Source organism: Microbispora sp. H13382, from assembly GCF_014161445.1.
Taxonomy (GTDB): Bacteria; Actinomycetota; Actinomycetes; order Streptosporangiales; family Streptosporangiaceae; genus Microbispora.
The window spans coordinates 82912-104598 of record NZ_JABBXA010000003.1; the positions used below are offsets into that span (position 1 = coordinate 82912).

20 protein-coding genes are annotated in these 21687 nt (G+C 74.6%); 6 read left to right on the forward strand and 14 right to left on the reverse strand.

Features of this window, described 5'->3' with window-relative positions; translation table 11 throughout:
* The first annotated feature begins 81 nt into the window (after positions 1–81).
* From HHX41_RS08025 to HHX41_RS08040, 4 genes are all read left to right on the forward strand, one after another.
* A complete protein-coding gene (locus HHX41_RS08025; protein ID WP_182905419.1) occupies positions 82–1923 on the forward strand; it encodes a long-chain fatty acid--CoA ligase in 1842 nt (613 codons plus the stop codon).
* A 119-nt stretch (positions 1924–2042) separates the two neighbouring features.
* Entirely contained in the window at positions 2043–2945 is a 903-nt protein-coding gene (locus tag HHX41_RS08030) for a hypothetical protein (RefSeq protein WP_182905420.1), read from the forward strand.
* Positions 2946–3114: 169 nt separating this feature from the next.
* Positions 3115–4035, forward strand: a complete 921-nt coding sequence (locus HHX41_RS08035) for a hypothetical protein (RefSeq protein WP_169985888.1) — start codon at positions 3115–3117, stop codon at positions 4033–4035.
* Positions 4036–4223: 188 nt separating this feature from the next.
* Positions 4224–4880: a DNA-binding response regulator gene (locus HHX41_RS08040; RefSeq protein WP_182905421.1), complete on the forward strand. Its 657-nt coding sequence runs from the start codon at positions 4224–4226 to the stop codon at positions 4878–4880.
* On the opposite strand, the gene HHX41_RS08045 is transcribed toward HHX41_RS08040, so the two are convergent.
* The 10 genes from HHX41_RS08045 to HHX41_RS08090 form a co-directional block, all read right to left on the reverse strand.
* Positions 4782–6539, reverse strand: a complete 1758-nt coding sequence (locus HHX41_RS08045; protein ID WP_310741832.1) for an ABC transporter ATP-binding protein — start codon at positions 6537–6539, stop codon at positions 4782–4784. The genes HHX41_RS08040 and HHX41_RS08045 overlap by 99 nt on opposite strands.
* A 110-nt stretch (positions 6540–6649) precedes the next feature.
* Complete coding sequence (locus HHX41_RS08050; RefSeq protein ID WP_396794197.1) at positions 6650–8473, reverse strand: ABC transporter ATP-binding protein; 1824 nt, start codon at positions 8471–8473, stop codon at positions 6650–6652.
* Positions 8474–8566: 93 nt separating this feature from the next.
* Positions 8567–8698 (reverse strand): SapB/AmfS family lanthipeptide, encoded by a 132-nt coding sequence (locus HHX41_RS08055; RefSeq protein ID WP_142559413.1) that lies wholly within the window; start codon positions 8696–8698, stop codon positions 8567–8569.
* Between the two features lie 68 nt (positions 8699–8766).
* Complete coding sequence (locus HHX41_RS08060) at positions 8767–8898, reverse strand: SapB/AmfS family lanthipeptide (protein WP_142559413.1); 132 nt, start codon at positions 8896–8898, stop codon at positions 8767–8769.
* Positions 8899–8967: 69 nt separating this feature from the next.
* Positions 8968–9096, reverse strand: coding sequence for a SapB/AmfS family lanthipeptide (locus HHX41_RS08065; protein ID WP_182905424.1), 129 nt, complete (start codon positions 9094–9096; stop codon positions 8968–8970).
* A gap of 7 nt (positions 9097–9103) precedes the next feature.
* On the reverse strand, positions 9104–11719 hold the full coding sequence (gene lanKC, locus HHX41_RS08070) for a class III lanthionine synthetase LanKC (RefSeq protein ID WP_310741833.1): 2616 nt from the start codon (positions 11717–11719) through the stop codon (positions 9104–9106).
* 327 nt (positions 11720–12046) lie between these two features.
* Positions 12047–12760, reverse strand: a complete 714-nt coding sequence (locus tag HHX41_RS08075) for a sensor histidine kinase (RefSeq protein ID WP_182905425.1) — start codon at positions 12758–12760, stop codon at positions 12047–12049.
* Positions 12761–12994: 234 nt separating this feature from the next.
* Positions 12995–14026, reverse strand: a complete 1032-nt coding sequence (locus HHX41_RS08080; RefSeq protein ID WP_182905426.1) for an NAD(P)/FAD-dependent oxidoreductase — start codon at positions 14024–14026, stop codon at positions 12995–12997.
* Positions 14023–14583, reverse strand: coding sequence for an isoprenylcysteine carboxyl methyltransferase family protein (locus HHX41_RS08085; protein WP_169985872.1), 561 nt, complete (start codon positions 14581–14583; stop codon positions 14023–14025). Before HHX41_RS08085 ends, HHX41_RS08080 begins: the two co-directional genes overlap by 4 nt.
* 8 nt (positions 14584–14591) lie before the next feature.
* On the reverse strand, positions 14592–15662 hold the full coding sequence (locus tag HHX41_RS08090; protein WP_182905427.1) for a type III polyketide synthase: 1071 nt from the start codon (positions 15660–15662) through the stop codon (positions 14592–14594).
* 118 nt (positions 15663–15780) lie between these two features.
* Here HHX41_RS08090 and HHX41_RS08095 point away from each other — a divergent pair, with 118 nt between their 5' ends.
* Positions 15781–16740: a UbiA family prenyltransferase gene (locus HHX41_RS08095; protein ID WP_310741834.1), complete on the forward strand. Its 960-nt coding sequence runs from the start codon at positions 15781–15783 to the stop codon at positions 16738–16740.
* Here the strand turns inward: HHX41_RS08095 and HHX41_RS08100 are convergent.
* The 4 genes from HHX41_RS08100 to HHX41_RS08115 all read right to left on the reverse strand — a co-directional run bounded on the left by HHX41_RS08100 (position 16727) and on the right by HHX41_RS08115 (position 20342).
* Entirely contained in the window at positions 16727–18280 is a 1554-nt protein-coding gene (locus HHX41_RS08100) for a DUF2079 domain-containing protein (protein ID WP_182905428.1), read from the reverse strand. The genes HHX41_RS08095 and HHX41_RS08100 overlap by 14 nt on opposite strands.
* A 141-nt stretch (positions 18281–18421) precedes the next feature.
* On the reverse strand, positions 18422–19042 hold the full coding sequence (locus HHX41_RS08105; protein ID WP_310741835.1) for a methyltransferase domain-containing protein: 621 nt from the start codon (positions 19040–19042) through the stop codon (positions 18422–18424).
* Complete coding sequence (locus tag HHX41_RS08110; RefSeq protein ID WP_310741836.1) at positions 19039–19701, reverse strand: TIGR04282 family arsenosugar biosynthesis glycosyltransferase; 663 nt, start codon at positions 19699–19701, stop codon at positions 19039–19041. The genes HHX41_RS08105 and HHX41_RS08110 overlap by 4 nt, the downstream gene beginning before the upstream one ends.
* Entirely contained in the window at positions 19698–20342 is a 645-nt protein-coding gene (locus tag HHX41_RS08115; RefSeq protein WP_182905429.1) for a glycosyltransferase family 2 protein, read from the reverse strand. Before HHX41_RS08115 ends, HHX41_RS08110 begins: the two co-directional genes overlap by 4 nt.
* 93 nt (positions 20343–20435) lie before the next feature.
* Here HHX41_RS08115 and HHX41_RS08120 point away from each other — a divergent pair, with 93 nt between their 5' ends.
* Entirely contained in the window at positions 20436–21686 is a 1251-nt protein-coding gene (locus HHX41_RS08120; protein WP_169985866.1) for a hypothetical protein, read from the forward strand.
* Position 21687: the final 1 nt, after the last annotated feature.

Sequence of the window (21687 nt, forward strand, 5' to 3'; positions counted from 1 at the left end):
TCGCCACCGGGGTCTTGTCCGCGGCTGATCTTTTGTGGTGCGATGCATGCCACGCGTGCGAGATGCCCCTTGGGAGGCGCGATGACCGGCGTATTTGAGGACCGGGCGGCGATCGAGCGGGAGATCGCGGGCAGAACGGTGTGCGAGCAGCTCAGCTGGGCCGCGCGGGAGCATCCGGACTCGCCGGCCTACTCCGATCCCGCCGGAGACGAGTGGACGACGCTGACCTACGCCGAGGCGCACGGGCGTGTGCTGGAGATCGCCGCGGGCTACGCCGCGCTGGGCCTGCGGCCCGGCGACGCCGTCGCGCTGATGCTGGTCAACCGCAGCGAGCACGTGCTCGCCGACCTCGGCGCCGTCCACGCGGGAGCCGTCCCCTGCTCCGTCTACGCCACCTTCGCCCCCGAGCAGGTCGCGTACGTCGCCCGCGACGTCGGGGCGCGGATCGCGGTGCTCGGCGGCCCCGCCGACCTGGCCCGCTGGGAGCCGATCCTCGGCGAGCTGCCCGCGCTGACGAGGATCGTCATGCTGGAGGGCGCCCCGTCCGGCGACGAGCGCTTCCTGAGCTGGGAGGCGTTCCTCAAGATCGGCGCCGACGCGCTGGCCGCCGACCCGGCCGCGGTGGACGCGCGCTGGCGCGCGGTGACCCCGGAGGACACGCTGAGCGTCCTCTACACCTCGGGGACGACGGGCAATCCCAAGGGCGTCCCGCTGACCCACGCGAACGTGCTGTTCGAACTCACCGCGACGCAGCGGATGATCGACCTGCCCATGCACGGCACGCAGATCTCCTACCTCACCTACGCGCACATCGCCGAGCGGGTGCTCAGCCTGTACCTGCCGCTGGTCAAGGTCAACCACGTGTACTTCTGCACCGACATGGCGAACCTCGGCGCGACGCTCGGCCAGGTGCGCCCGGTGTTGTTCTTCGGCGTCCCCCGCGTCTGGGAGAAGCTGACGGCCCGGCTCCAGGCGCTGCTGGCCGGCCAGCCGCCCGAGCAGCAGGAGAACGTGCGCGCCGCGATGGCCGCCGGGCTCGCCTACATCGAGGGGCTGCAGTACGGCCACACGGTCACGCCCGAGGTGCGGGAGGCGTACGAGCGGGCCGACGCGGCGCTGCTGTCGCTCATCCGCGGCATGATCGGGCTCGACCAGGCCCGCTGGTGCGCCACCGCCGCCGCGCCGATGCCGATCGAGGTGCAGCGGTTCCTCGCCGGCCTCGGCCTGAAGGTCATCGACGTGTACGGCATGACCGAGACGACCGGCGCGTTCACCGCCAACTCGCCGGACGTCTTCAAGCTCGGCACGGTGGGTCGGGCCGAGCCGGGCGTCGAGGTGCGGATCGCCGAGGACGGCGAGATCCTCACTCGCAGCCCGCTCAACACGCGGGGCTACCTCGGTCTCCCCGAGGCGACCGCCGAGCTCCTCGACGCCGACGGCTGGCTGCACACCGGCGACGTGGGGTCGATCGACGAGGACGGCTTCGTGCGCATCGTCGACCGCAAGAAGGAACTGTTCATCACCTCGGGCGGGGAGAACGTGTCCCCGGCCGTCATCGAGGGGCACCTGAAGGAGCACCCGCTCATCGGGCAGGCCCTCGCGTACGGGGACCGCCGGCCGTACCCGGTGGCGATCCTCACCCTGGACGGCGAGGTCGCGCCCGAGTGGGCGCGGGCGCGCGGCATCCCCTTCGAGTCCCTGGCCGACCTGGCCGGGCATCCGGACGTGCTCGCCGAGGTCGAGGCGGCCGTCGAGGCCGCCAACCTCAGGCTCGCCCGGGTGCAGCAGATCAAGAGGTGGCGGCTGCTGCCCGCCGAGTGGACCGCCGAGACCGAGGAGCTCACCCCCAGCCTCAAGCTCAAGCGCCGGGTCGTCCACGCGCGGTACGCCGGCGTGATCGAGGAGTTGTACGCGACCGGCTGAGCGCGGGGAGGTTCCCACCGGGCCGCACGACCGGACCGAGTTTTACGGGCCGGCTTTTTACCTGGCCGGGAGTGTGTCGGGGGCGGGGCGGCCCCCGGTCGTGCGTACGGTCACGGGGCATGATGAGACCTCTGTTCGCGACGCTGGCCCTCGCGGCCGCGACGACGGCGGCGGCCGCGCCGGCCCCCGCCTCCGGTGACCTGGCCATCCGCTCGGTCGAGGTGCGCCCGTCCGATCCGGTGGTCGGCCCCAGCGGGTCGGTGCGGCTGGTCGTCGACGTGGTGGCGCGCGGTGCGGAGCGCGTCTCCGTCGTCCTGGAACCCGGCCGCGCCCCCTCGGGAGACGACGAGCCCGGCACGGAGCCCGAACCGGACGTGTCCCCCTCGCCGCCGTCGGGCGACGCCGTGCCGGTGCCGTCCGCCTCCCCGGATCCGGGCTTCCCGGCTCCCGCCGTGCCCGCGCCGGTGCCCGCTGTCGGGCCCCTGCCGGGCCTGGGCGGGCTGGCGTCCGCGATGCCCGGAATGGTGGGCGTGTCGCCCGCGGGCGGCCGGCCGGCCTGGCGCGTCTCCCCGGCGTCGTCGGGGGAGTGGGAGACCTGGCGGTTCCTCCCGGACAAGCCGTTGTCGCGGTGGTACCGGAGCGGCCCATGGACGGTCACCGCGACGGCGGTGAACGCGCGGGGCGAGCGGGCCGTCGCACGGGCGGGCTTCAACCTGCGCCGGGCGACCGAGATCGAGGGACTCAAGGCGGTGCGCGACGGGGACGCCGTGCGGGTCACCGGGACGCTGCTGCGGGTGGATCCGATCGGGAAGGTCGACTACCGGCCCTTCGCGGGGCAGCGGGTCGAAATCCGCTTCCGGCCCGCCGGGTCGCCCCGCTGGAGGACCGTGGGGGAGGCGGTCACCCGGAGGGACGGCTGGTTCAGCACCCGGGTCCGAGCGGACGGAGAAGGCACATGGCGTGCGGAATATGCCGGTACGTCCAGATATGCCGCCGACGCAAGTCCGCAGCGTGAGGCATAAAGGCCGATTTGAGCCCTATAAGCCCATAAAGCCGGACATAAAGGACTGTTACTAATTTGTGATATTTCAATCCCAAGAGTGAGGCAACTTTTCACTTCCTTGTGACGTCTATGACGTAGGTGCGCCCCAAACCGGGGTGCGATCCTGAACGGGGAGAGGATTCAGCCTCATGGAGAAACGAGTCGCTACCGCCCTGGTAGCGGTCGCCATGGGCGCCACGGCGCTCGCGACTGCGCCCGCGTACGCGGACCCTGTCGCGCCTTCGCCGACGCCCACATCGGACTCCACTCCTGCGGACAACGCCCGCAAGCCGTACACGCCTGACCCGCGCATCGTGTCGGTGGACGTCGACCCGAACGTGGTCGTGGTGAACAGGGGCCGGTCGGCCCAGGTCACCGCCCGGGTCACGACCAAGGACGTCAAGAGCGTCGACATCGACCTGTGGGGTCCGAGGGGCCGCAGCGACCACGGCGGCGACCACTGGTTCGGCAAGCGTAAGGGCGGCCCGAACGACGGTCCGAAGTTCGACCGCGCGTCGCGGTCGTGGCGCTTCGACTGGAGCGACCGCACCGGCACCTACAAGGTGCACGTGGAGGCGATCGGTCTCGACGGCAAGAAGTACACCGCCGACCGCACCTTCACGGTGAAGCGCAACGAGTGGCACGCGCCGCGTCCGTCGGGTCCGAAGGCGACCCGCATCGCCGGCTTCGACGCCACGCCCGAGCCGGTCCGCAAGGGCCGCTCGCTGACCCTCAAGGGCACGCTGCAGGTCGCGAAGTGCTGGGGTGACTGGTACTACGACGACTGGAACGACTTCTCCGGCCGTCGCGGCGGCGACCGCTACTGCTCCGACAGCCGCAACTACTGGAACGACTGGCGCTGGCTGGGCTCGCAGGACCTGAAGGTCTACTTCCAGCCCTCGGGCTCCGGCCGCTGGCAGTACGTGGACACCATCGAGACCGACGGCGACGGCGACTTCGCCGCCAGTGTCCGGGCCTGGCGGTCCGGCACCTGGGCGGTGCGGTTCGACGGCAACCGCCGTCTCAAGGGCTCCGAGGCGACCGACTACGTGAAGGTCTGGCGCCACTAGGAAACCGTTCGCGACGCCCGGCTCCCGTATGGGGGCCGGGCGTCGGCTTTTCTCTGACGCGGTTCCTGATTAAAGGTGACAGTTGGGGTAGAGAGGTCCCGGCGTGCGCGTGAAACCTGCATAGTGAGTGGAGCGTCGCGGTCACGAACGGCGAGCAACCGCTCGCACCGCGTGTAGGGGGGTCTGGATTGATCCGACTGATGCTCGCCGAGGACATGCACCTCATCCGCAAGGCGCTGGTCGCTCTGCTGTCGAGCGAGGACGACCTCGAGGTGGTGGCCGAGGCGGACAAGGGCGAGGACATCGTCCGGCTCGGCTGCCTGCGACGCCCCGACGTCGCGGTGCTCGACATCGGGATGCCCGGTGTCGACGGCCTCACCGCGGCGGCCGAGCTGCACCGCCGATTACCCTCCTGCAAGACCGTCGTGCTCACCGGTCTCGGTACGCCCACCGCGCTGCGCAAGGCGCTGGACGCCAACGTGCGCGGCTTCGTCGTGAAGGACGCCTCGCCGGGCCACCTCGTGGACTGCATCCGCCGCGTGGCGAAGGGAGAGCGGGTCATCGACCCCGAGCTCGCGGTGGCCGCGCTCGACGCCGACGCCAACCCGCTGACCGCGCGCGAGCTCGACGTCCTGGAGACCGCCGCCGGCGGCGCGACCGTCGGCGAGATCGCCGACCGCCTGTCGCTGTCACGCGGCACGGTCCGCAACTACCTGTCCCGCATCCTCACCAAGGTCGGCGCCCGCTCACGCGTCGAGGCGATCCAGATCGCCTCCGAGTGCGGCTGGCTCTGGCCCGCGGCCGGGCGCGACATCGGCATCCTGCGCTACCGCTCCCGCCGGTAGCGGCCCCGGCGCCTCCCAGTGGCCGACCAGGTCCGCGTACAGCGGCGAGGCGGCCACCATCTCCTCGTGCCTGCCGAGCAGGACGCGGGTGCCGTCCATGACCAGCACCCGCCGGGCCCGCAGGGCCGAGGAGATCCGGTGCGCCACGACGATCAGCGTGCCCTCGCGCGCCGCGAACGCCGCCTCCGCCCGAGCCTCCGCCGCCGGGTCGAGATGGCAGGTCGACTCGTCGAGCACGACCAGCCGGGCGGGGGACAGGTAGGTCCTGGCCAGCGCGACGAGCTGGCGTTCGCCCGCCGACAGCTCGGCCGGGTCGAGCGGGCCGCCCGCCGTGCGCCGCGCGAGCTCCGCCAGCCCGAACACCGCCACCGCCTCGTCCACCCGCTCCGCCGGCGTCCCCGGCGCGAGGTAGGTCAGGTTCTCCGCCAGGGTGCCGGGGAAGACGTACGCCTCCTGGGGGATCAGCGCGCGGGCGGCCGGATGGACGCGCGCGGCCCGGACGCCGCCGACGAGGACCTCGCCGTCGTCCGGGCTCAGCAGGCCGGAGACGAGCGCCGCCAGCGTGGACTTGCCGATCCCGCTCGGGCCGACGACCACCAGGTGGTCGCCCTCGGGCACGACGAGGTCCAGGCCGTCGATCACCGGCTCGGCGGCCTTCTGACCGGCGGTGCCGTAGGCGAAGCGCACCCCGCGCAGCTCCAGGCGGACCCCGTCGGGCCGCCGGTCGCCGTGCGCGACGGGCGGGCCGGGGGCGTGCAGGATGCGCTCCAGCGTGACGGCCAGGCGGACGCCGCTGACGCCGAGGCCCTGCACGAGCCCCCCGAGCGCGGGGGCGAGCGACTGCATCACGTAGGTCAGCGAGCCGAGGATCACCCCGCCGGTGACTCCCTGGCGCACCAGCCAGGGCGCGCCGGCGAGCAGGAGCACGACCGGCAGCCACGCTCCCACCGCCAGCGACAGCGTCCGCGACGCCGTCACCCGCGCCAGCGCCCGCGCGGCCCTCGCCTGCCGGGAGACCTCCCGCCCGACGCTCGCCGCGACGCGCTCCTCGCCGCCGCAGGCCGTCACGTCCCGCAGGCCACTCGCCATCGCCGCCACCGCGGCCGCCGTACGCTCGTCGGCGACGATGAACTCGCGCTGACGCCGGGCGAGGGCGGGCAGGGAGACGAGGAACAGGCCGAGCCCCAGGGCCACCGGCGCCAGCACGAGCGGGACGACCTTGGGGGCCAGCGTCGTGAGCCCCACCGCCACGCTGGCCAGCGTGAACACGAAGGTCCTGACCACCGTGATGATCGCGCCGAAGGCGTCCCTGGCCAGCTCCACCTGATGGTTCATCCGGGCGACGGCCGCGCTGTCGCCGCCCCGCCCGGCCCGCAGCGCCCCGGTCACCACGCGTTCCAGCAGATCGTCGCGGAAGGGCTCGACGATCCCGGCGACGAGCAGCAGCACCTGCCGGGCGGCCACCGCGGCGACCGCCCAGGCGGCGGCGAGCACGCCCAGCCACATCAGGCCGGAGCCGGGCCGGCCCGCGGCGAAGCCGTCGTCCACGGCCCTCGCGATCGCGTACCCGCCGGACAGCGCGGGCAGCGCCTCCGCCAGCGACCACAGGGCCAGCCACAGCAGCCGGGAGGGCTCGCGCAGCAGCGCCCCTGTGACCACCCGCCGCGCCCCGGTCGGTCGCGTATCGGCGCCCTGCATTTCGGCTCGGGGTACGCCGGCCTGCCGCGCGTCCGCCTTCCGCGGTCTCCCGGCGAGCACGCGCCGCCTCATCACGAGTCCTCCCCGGCTCGGAAGACCGCCCGGTAGCCGGGGTCCTCCCACAGCCGGTCATGCGTGCCGGCCGCGCGTACCCGCCCGTCCTCCAGCCACACGACCTGGTCGGCCTGCGCCGCGGTCGTCACCCGGTGGGCCACCACCAGCCGGGTGCGGTCGGACAGGCTCCCGGTGAGGGCGCGCGCCACCTGCCGCTCGGTCACCGTGTCCAGGCTCGACATGGCATCGTCCAGGATCAGCAGCCGGCCGGCCTGGGCGAACGCGCGGGCCAGGCCGACGCGCTGGATCTCGCCCCCCGACATGGGCGCCTCGCCGACCGGGGTGGCGTAGCCGCGCGGCAGCCGCCGGATGAAGTCGTCGGCCCGGGCGGCCGCCGCGGCCACCCGCACGGTGTCCCCGCTGCGCTCGGTGTCCCCGCTGCGCTCGGCGTTTTCGCTGCGCTCGGTGTTTCCGCTGCGCTCGGTGTTTCCGCTCCGCATGGCGTCTGCGCTCCGCTCGCCGGGGGCGTCCCGGGCGCCCAGCCCGAAGGCGACGGCCTCGCCCAGCGTCTCGCCGAACAACGCGGGCCGCTCGAACGCGTACCCGACCGCGCGGCGCAGCGGCGCGCGGCCGATCTCCCGCAGGGGTACCCCGTCCAGCAGGACGGCGCCGCGTTCGGGATCGAGGAGCCGGCCGGCCACGGCGGCGAGCGACGACTTGCCCGAGCCCGAACGGCCCACGACCGCCGTGCACGTGCCGCCCGGCACGACCAGGCTGACGTCGCTCAGCAGCCGCACGCCGTCGGCCCGTACGGTCACGTCGCGCAGTTCCAGGGTGCCGGGGCCGGGCGGCAGCGAACGGTCCCCGTACACGGGCGCCGGCACGGCGAACAGCTGCTCCAGCCGCAGGGCGGCCGACCGGGCGCGGGCGATGCGCGCCGCGTAGCCGAGCGCCGACCCGAGGCCCGCGCCGAGCACGACGTAACGCGCGGCGGCGAGCAACTCTCCGACGGTCAGGCCACCGGCCGACAGGCGCAGCCCGCCGACCGCGAGCACCGCGATCTCCAGGAGCGGGACGACGACGGCGGCCTGCACGCCCGCCCGTGCCTGCAGCCGCCACAGGGCCAGGCCGTGGGCCCGCAGGCGGGGCAGCGGTGCGAGCACGCGCGCGGCCTCGCGCTCCTCGGTCCCGGCCGCGGTGATGGTGCGGGCCCCGGCGAGGGCGCCGACGAGCATGGCCGCGATCTCCCCCTGGGCCTGCTGGTAACCGCCGGAGGCCGCCGTGGTCTTCCGCATGAACGCGCGCAGCACGGCCACGATCAGAAGCAGGCCGGCCACCAGCGTGACCGCGAGCCACGGGTCGATCAGCGCGAGGGCGACGACACTGCCGGCCGCCGGAACGATCAGCGTGGCGGCGGTGACCACCGCCTCGGGGGTCCGCCCCGCCTCCTCCACGTTCACCCCGGCCCGGGTGACGAGCTCGCCCGGCGTGAGGTGGCGGGTCATGCCGGAGCCGACGGACAGGGTGTGGGCCACGACCCGGGAGCGCAGCCACTGCGCGGCCCGCGCGCCGCTCACCCCTGCCGCGAGCACGCCCAGGGCGTCGCACGCGACCACCAGCGCGACCAGCAGCGCGGCGATCGCGACCGGGCCGGTGAGCCCGGCATCGGCCCCCGAACCCGCCCGGGCCCCCACCACGGCGTCGACGGCGCCGCCGAGCGCCGCCGGGAGCAGCAGGTCGGCCGCGGCGCCCAGCAGCGCCGTCGCGGTCAGCACCGCGAGCCAGGGGCCGCCGCGCCGTACGGCCCGCGCGATCAGCAGGTCCGCCGGACGAGAGCTCACGTGGTCCTCCATGAGTGCGAGGGCGGGACGGGGCCGGAAACGCGGAAGCCTGGGCGGCCGCGACGACCGCCCAGGACTCCGTTGCGCGTGCTATCAGCCGCAGATGAGGCTGAGGCTGCTGTTCTCGTGCGGGGTGCAGCCGAGCAGGCTCAGGTTGCTGCCGCCGCCACCGCCGCCGCCGTGGCCGCCGGGGACCTCGAGGGTCTGCAGGTCGAGAAGCGCCATTTCGATCATCTCCTTGTATGCGTGCCGTCAGCCCCGGTTGGGGCCGAAGTTCGTGGTCTGGATGGTCGTCAGCCGCAGATGAGGCTGAGGCTGCTGTTCTCGTGCGGGGTGCAGCCGAGCAGGCTCAGGTTGCTGCCGCCGCCGCCACCGCCGCCGTGGCCGCCGGGGACCTCGAGGGTCTGCAGGTCGAGAAGCGCCATTTGGGACATCTCCTTGTATGAGTGCCGTCAGCCGGAACGAGGCTGAAGATCGTGATCACCGAAGGGGCGTCAGCCGCAGATGAGGCTGAGGCTGCTGTTCTCGTGCGGGGTGCAGCCGAGCAGGCTCAGGTTGCTGCCGCCGCCGCCACCGCCGTGGCCGCCGGGGACCTCGAGGGTCTGCAGGTCGAGAAGCGTCATTGCGCGTTCACCTCCTTCCGGTGCTGGTCGGGACGTGCGACCCGGCGGCGGTGCGCAGGGGCCCCTGCGCCTGAGACCGTCCGGGGGGCTCGAGGAACGGGAGACGGACCGGCTTGTCGTGCAGCGCGGTGCCGAGCGCGAGCAGCACGCCGGCGCTCCCTGTGGCGAGGTCCATGGACAGGCGGAGCAACTGGGCTCCGGGGAAGGCCAGCCCGCCCTGGTAGGGAAGCTCGTGCCAGGCCAGCCGGGAGATCTGCGCCGCGGCGGCCTCGGGGTCGGGGCGGGAGCCGGACGACAGGCAGGCGATCATGCCGGCCCGGCCCGCGAACAGCCCCGACTGGACGTAGTAGTTCAGGGTCGTCACCGGCCTGATGGCGTCCAGCGACCCGGCGAAGGTCTCGTCGTCCCGGTGGGCGAGATAGCGGTCCAGCACCAGGCCGATGCCGGCCGACCCCTCGTCGAGGTAGGGGTTGGTCCGCCAGCCCTGCTGCACCTGGAGTTGGCCGTCCTCGCGGCCGACGCACCGGCGCAGGTCCTGCCGCAGCGCGGTGGCCGCGAGGTCGAGCAGCCCGGGGTCGCCGGTGCGCTCGTAGGCGTGCAGGAACATCAGGGCGGGTCCCGACGAGCCGTACATCAGGCCCGCGTGGGGGTACCTGCCGCCGCTGATCTCGGGCACGTCGTCCGGGCCCCCGAGCCGGTCGGCCACCTCGGCCACCACTCGGGCGGCCCGCTCGCGGAACTCCGGCTCGCCGGTCGCGTCGTGCAGGTGCATCAGGGCGAGAGCGACGCCGGACAGGCCGCGGTAGAGGCTCAGGTCGAGACCTTCCCCCGGCCCCCGCGCGCACCGCTCCGCCACGCCGAGCGCGTCCTCGCGGCGGCCGAGCGCCTCCAGCGCGTACGCCACGCCGTGCAGCCCGTTGTAGAACCCGATGCCGACGCCGGGCTTGGCGGCCTGCCGGACGAGCCACTCCTCGTGCTCGGGGAAGCGCCCGGCCCCGGTCACCGCCAGCGCGTACAGCACGCCGGCCGCGCCGTTGGCGAGGCTCACACCGCCGCCCGGCTCGAACTGGAGGATGTCGCCGGGGAACAGCCGGTCCTCGCGGTCCGGTGTCGCCGAGGTGAGGATCGCCTTCGCCAGCGCGTCCCGGACGGCGGGCCAGCCCTCTCTCATACGGTCCGGCTGAGGGAGCCGGCTCGGCTGGGGGGCGGGCGGATCCTGCCCGAGGATGGTCCGTACGGCTCCCTCGATCAGCGCGGGGGGCACCGGGAACGTCTCGGTGATCAGCCGGCCGAGCTGGGCGGCCTTGGGCCGGTGGAGCTGCAGCAGCATGGTGGTCATCGGGGCGAACACGCCCAGGTGCAGGCAGGCCAGCGCGTACTCGTCGGCCTCGACGCCGGCCAGCCCGCGTGGCGGCACGAAGCCGGGGTTGGCGAGCGTGGGCCGCCTGCGCTCCTCGACCGGCGAGGAGACCTCGAAGTCGATCAGCACCACGCGCTCGCCCTCGACCAGGACGTTGAAGGGGTGCAGGTCGCCGAACACCACGCCGCGCTCGTGCAGCGCCGAGACCGCCGCCCGCACCTTGGCGAGCATCCCGACGGCCCACTCGGTGTAGTCCGCGTCCGCCTGCGGAGTGCGGTCGGCCCGGGTGAGGGGATGCTTCTGGGCGATGAGCTGGCTGAGCGAGGTGCCGTCGACGTACTCCTGCACCAGGAAGTGGTGCTCGCCGACCGTGAAGTAGTCGCGCAGCGCCGGCACGGCGTCGAGGCCGGCCAGGCGTTCCATGATGGAGGCCTCGTGCCGCAGGCGGGTGACGGCGTCGCGTCCCTCGACGTCGAGCCCGGCGTGCGGGCGGGCCTCCTTCAGCACCACCTTCTCGCCGGTGCGCCTGTCGCGCCCGAGGTACACGCCGCCGCCGTTGGAGAAGTGCAGGACGCTCTCCACGTCGTACGGCACGCCTTCGAGCGTCACCGCGTTGCGCGCGGCCAGGTGCGGTTCGAGGAACGCCGGCAGGGTCACCCAGGAGGGCAGGGCGAAGGCGGGGCCGCGCACGTCGGGGACGAGGTTGCCGTCGGCGTCCTCGATCGCGAGCACCCGCTCGCCGTTGTCGTCCAGGCAGTGGCGCTCGGCGAAGCCGCCGTACCGGACGAACAGGGGGCCGTCGCCGTAACGCAGATCGCTGAGAATGTACGGGCCCTCGACGCCGTCGAGGATCTCGGCGAGCTCCTTGAGCGTCAGCTCCAGCTGCGCTTCGTCGACCGGATAGATGGTGACCAGCTTGCCGCTCGACCCCCGGAACGCGTACTTGGAGTTCTGCATCGTCATCACGCGCCGGCCGCGCAGGAACTTGAAGGCCAGCCCGCGGGGCACGCAGTAGTCCCACGCCGCCGCGATCACCCGCTCCGCCTCCGGGAGGGAGGAGGAGATGTGGATCTTCCATCCCTGCGTGGGCAGAGCCGCACCGGCCGGCGCGTAGTGCAGCCACGTCTCGCTCTCGGCGTGCCGCCAGTCGTCGGGCGTGGGCCGGGCGGCGATGGCGAAGTCGGGGTGCTCGGCGCGCTTGCTGTCGAGCGTGTCGTAGAACAAGGGATCTGCGAGGCAGTAAATCTCGTACTTACTAATCACCAGAAGTCCCCTTAGGCCGGTCACGTCAAAGAATTCCGGAAATAAGGAGAAGGGCCAAGTTACGCCCGTCAACTGCGCTATGTGAAATCTGCACATAACGAACCGTGACGCAGTCATGGGTGGGCAGTGATGCCATTCACGGCCGTGTCCGGGATGTCTCGCGGACCATCTGGTCAGATCGCTGGTCAAGTGTGTGGCGCCCGCACACCGGCCGGGTGCTCGCAGACCCGGGGACGGGCGGCCGGGTGCCGGGTGCTCAGAGACCCGGGAAAGGCCGTCCCGGAGGCTGCGTGCCGCGCCGCTGGAGCCGGGTGAGCCCGGCCGGCGTCAGCGGCGGTCTCCGCCCTTGCGGGGGATCTCGACGATGATTCGGAACCAGCCGTCCGGGTCGAGGATCGTTCCCACCATGCCGTCGAGCGCCGCCGCCCGGTTGCGCAGGTTGTCCAGGCCGTTGCCGTCGCCCGGCGGGACGGAGGGATCGACGCCGTCGTTGGCGACGGTGAGCGTCACCAGGCCGCCCCGCACGACGATCTCGATCGTGCACAGGGTCGCCCTGCTGTGGCGCAGGACGTTGGTCACCGCCTCCCGCACCGTGATCGCGAGCACCGCGCTCACCTCGTCGCCCAGCTCCGCCTCGGCGACCTCGATCTTGCAGTCGGTTCCGTACGCGCGCAGCACGGCCCGTGCGTTGGCCAGTTCCGAGGCGAGGGAGACGTCCCGGAAGGAGCGGGTCACGTTGCGGATGTCGGCGGACGCCTGACGGATCGCCTGCACCACGTCGGCGAGCGCCGGTCGCAGGGGACTGTCGTCGTCGGCGAGCCGGTAGGCGAGTTCGCTGCGCAGGGTGGCCAGCCACAGGCGGCTGCTCACGAGGTCGTGCACGTCGCGGCCGAACTGCTCGCGCGCTTCCGCCGCGGCCTGCCGTACGGCCTCCGCCTGCATGGCGCGCAGCCGGCGCAGGTGGACCGCGAGGATCACCAGCGCGGCGATCAGGAGCGTACCGAGCAGGACGAGCAGGGCGATGAGGGCGAAGTGAGGCAAGTAACGACCCTCCAGTCATCCTTGCCGTAACATCGGCCTCGCCATTAGGTGCACACGTTAGATCTTTGCATACCGGTCACGAAATATGGCCACTTCATTCGTGTCGAAGCAGGTTCTATTACCACTGCATATAGGGGTTGCCGGTGGCGTCCTAAAAACGGGCGTTCATCAACTGTGAATCCGGCTGTAACAATTCCGGGGGCCCTGCCCGTTCCGGGGCAGAAGGCGCGGGGGTCAGGCGAGTGTCCGCACCGCGGCCTCGAAGACCGTGGGCAGGCGCCGCGCGGCCGGCACGATCATCCGGGCCGCGACGGGATGCCGCCGGGCCCGCACGAGCGTGGCCGTGAGCAGCCGGGAGCGCCACGACAGGCGCCGCCAGGCGGTCTCGTACTCCTCGGGGCGACCCGCCCGCAGACAGCCGACCAGCGCGCGGGCCGACAGCAGCGCGAGTGAGATCCCCTCGCCGGTGAGCGCGTCCACGTAGCCCGCCGCGTCGCCGACGAGCAGCACCCGCCCGGCCACCCGCCGCCGCACCCGCTGGCGCAGGGGTCCTGCCCCGCGCACGGGGGTGACCGGCGGGCCGTCCAGCCGGGCGAGCAGACCGGGAAACTCGGCCAGGTGCTCGTCGTAGGTCCGCCGCTCGCCGCTCAGCACCGCCACGCCGACCAGGTCGTCGCCCACCGGCGTGACGTACGCCTCGCCGCCGGGTGCCCAGTGCACCTCCACGAAGTCCGTCCACGGCGCGACCCGGTAGTGGCGGCGCAGCCCGTACCTGCGCGGACCGCGGGAAGGCAGGCCGAGCCCCAGCCGGGCCCTGATCGGCGAGTGCAGCCCGTCGGCGGCGACCAGCCACCGCGCGCCGAGCGGGGCTTCGCCCGGCACATACGCGAGAACGGCCTCGCCGGCGGCGCGCACCGCGTCCACCCGGCCGGGCACGACGCGGACGCCGAGCTCCCGCGCGCGGAGGGCGAGCGCGGCGTGCAGCGCCGTCCGGCGCACGCCCAGTCCCGGGCCGTCCCGGAACTCCGCCTGCACGCGGTGCCGCCCGTCCACGTAGCGGATGCCGAGGAACGGCCTGCCGTCAGGCACCGCCACCCCGAGGTCCGCCAGCGCGGCCGCGCCGCTGGGCATCAGCCCCTCCCCGCACGCCTTGTCGACCGGGACGGGCCGTGGCTCGACCACGACCGCCTCCATGCCGGCGAGGGCCGCGTGGACGGCGGTGGCCAGCCCGGCGGGCCCGCCGCCGGCGACCAGCACGTCGATCACGCCGCGGTCCCAGTCCCCGCGCCACGCGCGGCGGGTCCGGGGGCGGCGGTGGCGAGCGCGGCGTTCTCGCAGCGCAGGCGCACGGCCATGAGCGGCACGTTGAGCACGGTGAAGACCAGCGCGGTCAGCCAGGCGGAGTGCACGAGCGGCAGCGCCGCGCCCTCCACCGCCACCGCGACGTAGTTGGGGTGGCGCAGCCAGCCGAACCGGTACGGCCCGCGCCGCACGAGCGGCATGCCGGGCACGACGACGACCTGCGTGTTCCAGTGCGGGCCGAGTGCGGTGACGCACCACCAGCGCAGCGCCTGCGCGGCCAGGACCAGCCCGAACATCGGCCAGCCCAGGCCCGGGACGAACGGCCGGTCCGCCAGCCACACCTCCAGCAGGCATCCGGCCAGCAGTCCGGTGTGCAGGGCGACCATCCAGGGATAGTGGCCCCTGCCGTACACCACCCCGCCCCGGGCGAGGCTCCAGCGGGCGTTGCGGCGCGCGACGACGAGTTCGGCGAGCCGCTCCACCGCGACGAGCGCGACGAGCAGCGCGTACGAGAGCGACACGGGTCTCCCTACCAGCGCAGCAGGACCAGTTCGGAGCAGAATCCCGGGCCCATCGCCAGCAGCAGGCCCGGTGTGCCCGGCGGCGGGGGCCGCAGGGCGAGGGTGTCGCGCAACACGTGCAGCACCGAGGCGGACGACAGGTTGCCGTTGGCGGCCAGCGAACGCCAGGTGAGGTCGAGCGCGCCGTCCGGCAGCGCGAGCGTCTCCGCGACGGCCTCCAGCACCTTGGGGCCGCCGGGGTGGCAGACCCAGGCGGTGACGTCGCCGGCCGTCAGGTCGTGGTCGGCGAGGAACGCGTGCACATCGTCGCCCAGGTACGCGCGGACGACGTCGGGCACCGCGGCGTCGAGCACCACCCGGAAACCGCTGTCGCGGACGTCCCAGCCCATCACGCGTTCGGAACCGGGATACAGGCGGCTGCGCGTGGCGACGACCGCGGGCCCCGCCGCGCGGCCCGCCCCGGGCGGCTCGCGGTCGTCGCCGTACGCGACCACGGCGGCGGCGCCGTCCCCGAACAGGGCGCCCGCCACGAGGTTGGCCGTGGAGGTGTCGTCGCGCTGCAGGGTGAGGGAGCACAACTCGACCGAGAGCAGCACCGCCACGTGACCGGGCCAGCCGCGCAGGTAGTCGTGCAGCCGGCCGATCCCCGCCGCGCCCGCCACGCATCCGAGGCCGAACACCGGCACCCGCTTCACGTCCGGGCGCAGCCCGATCCGGTTGACCAGCCGGGCGTCCAGCGACGGCGCGGCGACGCCGGTGACCGACGTGCACATGATCATGTCGACGTCCGCCGGTGTGAGGCCGGCCGCGTCCAGCGCCGCCGTCACGGCCTGCGCGCCCAGGTCGAGCGCGGCCTCGATGAACAGGTCGTTGGCCGCGCCGAAGCCGTCGAGCTTGCCGTACTGGTCGAGGGGCAGCACCAGGTTGCGGTGCTCGACCCGGGCGCCGGCGTGCAGCCTGTCGAGAAGCCGGCGGTCGGCGCCCGGAGGAAGACATACCCTCGCCAGGGCGTCCGCGATGTCCGCCTGCGAGTGGCGATGAGGGGGGACGACACCGTGGACGGCCGCGATCCGCGTCATCTCACATCCTCGGGCTGGCGAAAATCGTAATAAGTCCCTCTTGCCCGTTGCGGGCCGCCGCATACCTTCGGATCGCGATGGTGATCCCCATCCGTAAGGTCCGGTTACGCTCGGGGTCGTGACCGGTTCAGGGGCCCTGCCCGACGAAACGGCGGCCGAAACCGGCCCGGGTGCCGCCGCGCCGGTTCGCTGCGCGCGTCCCGGGGGCACCGCCCCGGCGGACGTCGCGGGCGAGCCGCCGGCCGGGCCGTCGCGGACGGTGGCCGGGCTGGCCCTGGCATGCCATCCGGGTCCGGCCGCGGCGGTGACGGCCCTGGTCGCGGCGCTCGTGGCGCTCGCCGGGTGGGGCCCGGCGGGGACCGCGCTGGCGGCTCTCGCCGTGCTGACCGGTCAGCTGTCCGTGGGCTGGTGCAACGACGCCGTCGACGCCGCCAGGGACGCCGCGGCGGCGCGGGCGGCCAAGCCGATCGTCGCGGGACTGGTGACCGCGCGCACGGTGCGCGCCGCGGCGTTCGCCGCGCTGGCGGCCTGCGTGCCGATCTCGCTGGCCTGCGGCGCGGTCGCCGGGGCCGCGCACCTGTTCGCCGTGGCCGCGGCCTGGGCGTACAACCTGTGGCTCAAGGGCACGGCGGCCTCGTGGGCGACTTACGCCGCGGGGTTCGGCGCGGTGCCGGTGTTCGTCGCGGCCGGGATGCCGGGCGGCCTGCCGCCGGCGTGGTGGGCCGTGCTCGCCGCGGCGCTGCTCGGCTGCGCGGCGCACCTCGCCAACGTGCTGCCCGACATCGAGGCGGACGTCGCCACGGGAGTGCGCGGCTGGCCGCAGCGCCTCGGCGCCGCCCGGGTGCGGGCCGTCCTGCCGCTGCCGCTGCTGGCCGCGTCCGTGCTCCTGGTGGCCGGGCCTCCGGGACCGGCCGGCCCGGCCCGATGGCTCGCGCTCGCGGCGGTGGCCGCGTGCGCCGCGGCCGGCCTGCTGCTCGGGCGGCGCGTGCCCCGGGCGCCCTTCGTCGCCGCGATCGGCGCCGCAGGCATCGACGTCCTGCTGCTCGCCGCGACGCCCGGCGTCGTCACCGCCGGCTGAGCACCACGTATCCGGCCTCCCGGAACACCACCCGGTAGCCCCGCGCGCGCAGGGCCTCGACCCGGGCGACCTGCGCGTGGACCGAGCCGAAGGGGAAGGCCCTGGCCCCCACGTCGGCGGCTACCCAGGGCGCCCCGCGCGGCGTGCGGTCCCACAGCAGGGTCCGCGTACGCGGCGACAGGGCGGGAGCGAGGGAGTCGGCCGCCTCGACCAGCGCGCCGTCCGGCACGGCCGCGACGGCCCGCTCGGCCGCGCGGGTCCGGGCGGTCTCCGTGGAGAAGCCGGGCGTGAACAGCGCGCCGAACGAGAAGAACGGCACGAGCGCGAACGCGACGGCGAGCGCCAGCAGCGCCCATCCCCGCAGGAGCACTCCGGGCCTTCCGGGAGAACGCGAGGCCGCCCGCAGCGCGCCGTCGACCCCGGCGGCGAAGACCACCGCGACGACGAAGGCCGTGTAGTGGTACCGCGGCGTCCACCAGTTCGGGTAGGTGCTGGCGAGCATGCGTTCCAGCAGCGGCGGCAGCAGGGTGAGGCCCAACGGGGACAGCACGGCGGTGAACAGCACGGGAGCCAGCGTCAGCACGAGTGTCCGCAGCTTCAGCGGCGGGTCGGCGAGCAGCGCGGCGACGTCGCCCGGGCGTGTGACGGCGTGCACCACGGCCCGGGGGAGGTCCGGGCCCAGTGTCCAGTACGCCCAGTAATAGTCGGCCCTGCCCCCGAAGTGCGGGATGAGGACGCTCGTCGCCACCAGGGTCGCGGCGGCGCCGCCCGCGACGAGCAGCGCCCCCGCGATCCGGTCGCGGCGGCGGGTGAGGAGGAACAGTCCGAACCCGGCCAGCAGCAGGCCCATGTCCTCCTTGACCAGGAGGAGGGCGAGCCCCGCCAGGACCGCGGCCCGCCTGCGCCCGGCCTGGTACCGCTCCAGCATGGCCGCCGTGAGTAGCGGCACGAACGCCACCTCGTGGAAGTCGAAGGCCACGGCCTCGGCGATCGGCCACGACAGGGCGTAGGCGACCGCGACGGGGTATGCCACGCGCCGTCCGGCCGTGATCGCCGAGGCCGCGCGGAAGGCGTACACCCACACGAACGGGATCGACAGCGCGAGGAGGACGGCCTGCGCGACGAGCAGGGTCGTTGGCCTGTCGTGGATCCGGTACAGCGGCGCCAGCAGCGCGAGCGCCGGAGACCAGTGGTCGCCGAGCACGCAGAACCCCGGCCCGAACCCGTTGTGCACCCCCTTCAGCATCGAGACGGGCGGCTGGAGGCGCGCGTACGAGCGGACCGCCTGGTCGAATATCACCAGGTCGTAGGCGCCCGCCCGGAAACGCGCCAGCCTCAGGCACGAATAGAACGCGTAGAGCGCCGCCGCCGCGACGGTGAGGGCCGAGACGCGGGCGAGGTCCGCGCCGGTCCACTTCTCGCCGGCTCGCTTCTCGTCAGGACAGGTCCCTTCGGCCCGAGTCCCCCCGGCCCGTTTTCCGGCGGCGGGGCCCCGGCCGGCGAGGTCTCGACGCCGTGCCCGCGACGGCCATGCGACCATCCGTGTGACAATCCGCGCGATCCCGGGCATTGGTGTCGTCCGCTTCCGCCTGCTTTCCGCGCAGGCTATCGGCGTCGCCGCAGCACGGACCGGGACCGCCGCCCCGTTTCCCCTCATCGGCCGGCAAAGCTCCGGCCCGCCTCACCGGTGCGGGATCAGGACGGAGAACCAGCGGCCGGCCTCGCTCCACACCTCCGCCGGGCGGAAGCCGGTGCGCCCGGCGAGCGCTCCGATGTCCGACACGCTGACCCGCGCCCAGGCGAACCACGCGGTGGCCCTGCCCTCCCGGCGAAGCCGGACCCGCTCCGAGCGGGTCGCGGTGCCGGGCGGATCGAGCTCGGTGACGACCTCGCCACCGGGCCGCAGCAACTCGCGGACCCGCCGCAGCAGGGCGTCGGGGTCGCCGCCGATGCCGATGTTGCCGTCGGCCAGCAGCACGGTGCCCCAGCGGCCGGCGCCGGGCACGTGACCGAAGACATCACGGCACAGGGCCCGCCCGCCGGCGAGGCGGGTGAGCCGGACGGCCCGGGGGGTCACGTCGATGCCGAGCGCCCGCACCCCGCGCCTCGTCAGCGCCACGGTCAGCCGCCCCGGTCCCGAGCCCACGTCGAGCGTGGGGTCGGCGCAGCGGGCGAGCATGGCCTCGTCCCCCTCCGCGCCGTCGATCCACCGCCACGACTCCAGCGGCCACGTCCCGCCGTCCGCCGACTCGACCTCGACCCGCGCGCCGTCCAGCGACTCCGCGTACAGGGGCCCGATCACGCGGGGACGTCCGTGCCGAGGGCCGCCAGCGTCACCGCGAACCGCGAGGAGGGGGCCAGCGCGGCCACCGCGCGCGCGTCGGCGGCGGTGTCCACGTCGGTCAGCTCGGGCAGCAGGGCGGCCCGCACGCCCGCGGCGCGGATCCGCTCCATCAGCAGCGGCCCGGTGTCGGGCCGGGACATCGGCAGCCCGGCCAGCAGGGCGGGGTCGGGCCTGCGCTGCCCGAGCAGCCAGAACCCGCCGTCGGTGGCCGGGCCGACCACGACCTCGTGCTCGCCCAGCAGCCGCCCCGCCTCGGCCAGCAGAGCGGGGGTGACCTGCGGGGTGTCCATGCCGATCAGCACAGCCGGGACGGGCGTCGCCGCCCAGGCGTCGGCGAAGGCGGCGGCCAGCCGTGCGGCCAGGTCGTCCCCCCGCTGCGCGACCACGTCGTACCCCGCGGGCAGCCAGGGGCCCGCCTCGCCGAGCAGGGCCAGCACCCGGCGCGCGGCGGGGGCGGCGGCGACGGCCGCCAGGGTGTCGCGCAGCGCCGCCTCCGCGAGCGCGGCGGCCTCCCGCGCGGTGTACGGCGGCGTGAGCCGCGTCTTGACCGCCCCCGGCACGGGCGACTTGGCGATGACGACGATCTGCGCCGCGGTCCGGCCGATGCCCGGCGTCACGCCGCCCGCCACATGTCCCGGACGGTCCTGACGGTGCCGCGGACGGTCCCCGTCACCTTGGACCGGCCCACCCGCGGCAGGTAGTCGACCTCGACCTCGCCGACGCGCCAGCCCGCCTCGCTCGCCCGCAGCACCATCTCCAGCGGGTAGCCGAACCGCCGGTCCCGCAGGTCCAGGGCGAGCAGCGCCGTACGGCGGGCCGCCCGCATCGGGCCGAGGTCGTGCAGCGGGGCGCCGGTGCGGCGGCGCAGCCGCCAGGCGAGCACCCGGTTGCCCAGCCGGGCGTGCGCGGGCCACGCCGACCCCGTGACGGGCCTGCGGCGGCCCAGCACGAGGTCGGCGGCGCCGCTCACCACCCCCTCCGCGACGTACGGCACCTGCCGGGGGTCGAGGGAGGCGTCGGCGTCCATGAAGCACACGACGGGGGCGGTCGCCGCGGTGAGGCCCGCGTGGCAGGCGGCGCCGAAGCCCGGCCGCGGCTCTGTCACCACGAGCGCGCCGTGCCGGGCGGCGACCTCGGCCGACCCGTCGGTGGACCCGTTGTCCACCACGATGGCGCGGCAGCCGTCCGGCATCCTGCCGAGCACCCAGGGCAGCGCCGCCGCCTCGTCGAGGCAGGGAAGCACCACATCGATCTGCATGCCGCAGAAGCTAGGGCCGCCGGTGCCGCGCAGTTCTTACGAAGTGACTACGGCGGGGGGTGGGCGGCCGCCGGCGAACCTAGCCTGTGGGCCGTGACGACACGACGGCGGGCACTGACGGCCTGGGCGGCGCTGGTGGCGGGCGCGTTCGCGGTGGGCGGCCTGCTGCACGCCCGCGGCGTGCTGCGCATCGACCACCTCCCGCCGCTGCACGCGCTGGCGCGCCTGCCCACCGCCGCCCTGCTCCCGGCGGCGGCCTTCGCCGTGGTCGCGGTCCCGGTGCTGCCCCGGCTGACCGCGCATCTGCCGATGCGCGCGGCGCTGGCGGCGGCCTTCGCCGCGTCGCTCGCCTGGACGGTCCTGCTGGCCGTGTCGGGGGAGGGGCTGGCGTGGCCGTTCACCCACCCGCAGGAGTACCTGGCCGGGCTCGGGGCCGTGGGCGGCGATCCCCTGGGCTGGCTGGCCCGCTTCACCCGCGACCTGCCGGCCTACCCCACGCACGTGCGCGGCCATCCGCCGCTGCCGGTGCTGGTGCTGTGGGCGACGGCGGCCGCCGGGCTGCCGGGACCGTTCTGGGCGGCCGTCCTCGTGGTCGTGGCGGGGTGCTCGGCCACGGCCGCGATCGGGCTGGCCGTGTGGCGCGTCGCGGGGGAGGAGGCGGCCCGGCGCGCGCTGCCGTACCTCGCCCTGTCCCCGGCGGCGGTGTGGATCGCGACGACCATGGACGCGTTCTTCGCGGGCGTGGGCGCGTGGGGGACGGCGCTGCTGGTGCTCGGCGCGCGGAGCCGGGCGGGCCGGGTGGCGCTCGGCCTCGGCGCGGGGCTGGCCCTGGGCGCGCTGCCCTACCTCAGCTACGGCCTGGTGCCGTACCTGCTCGTCCCCCTCGTCGCGGCGGTCGCGGTGGGGGTGCCGCGGATGACCGTGGCCGCCTGCCTGGCCGGGATGGCCGCGGTGAGCGCCCTGTTCGCCGCCGGTGGTTTCTGGTGGCCCGCGGGGGTGCTGGCCACCCACGCCGAATGGGCGGCCGACCCCGGCGCGGCCCGGCCGTACCTGTACTTCCTGGTCGCCAACCTGGCCGTGCTCGCCCTGGTCACCGGTCCCGCCACCGCCGTCGGGCTCGTGGCGCCGGGGCGGGGCGCGGAGCGGATCCTGCCGCTGGCGGCGCTGGCCGCGGTGCTCGCCCTCGACGTCAGCGGTGTGACCAGGGGCGAGGTGGAGCGCATCTGGCTGCCGTACGCCCTGTGGGTCGCCGCCCTGGGAGGGCGCACAGGAGACCGCCGCCTGCTCGCCGCGCAGGCGGCGGCGGGCCTGCTGCTGCAGGGGTTCGTCCGGTCGCCCTGGTGAC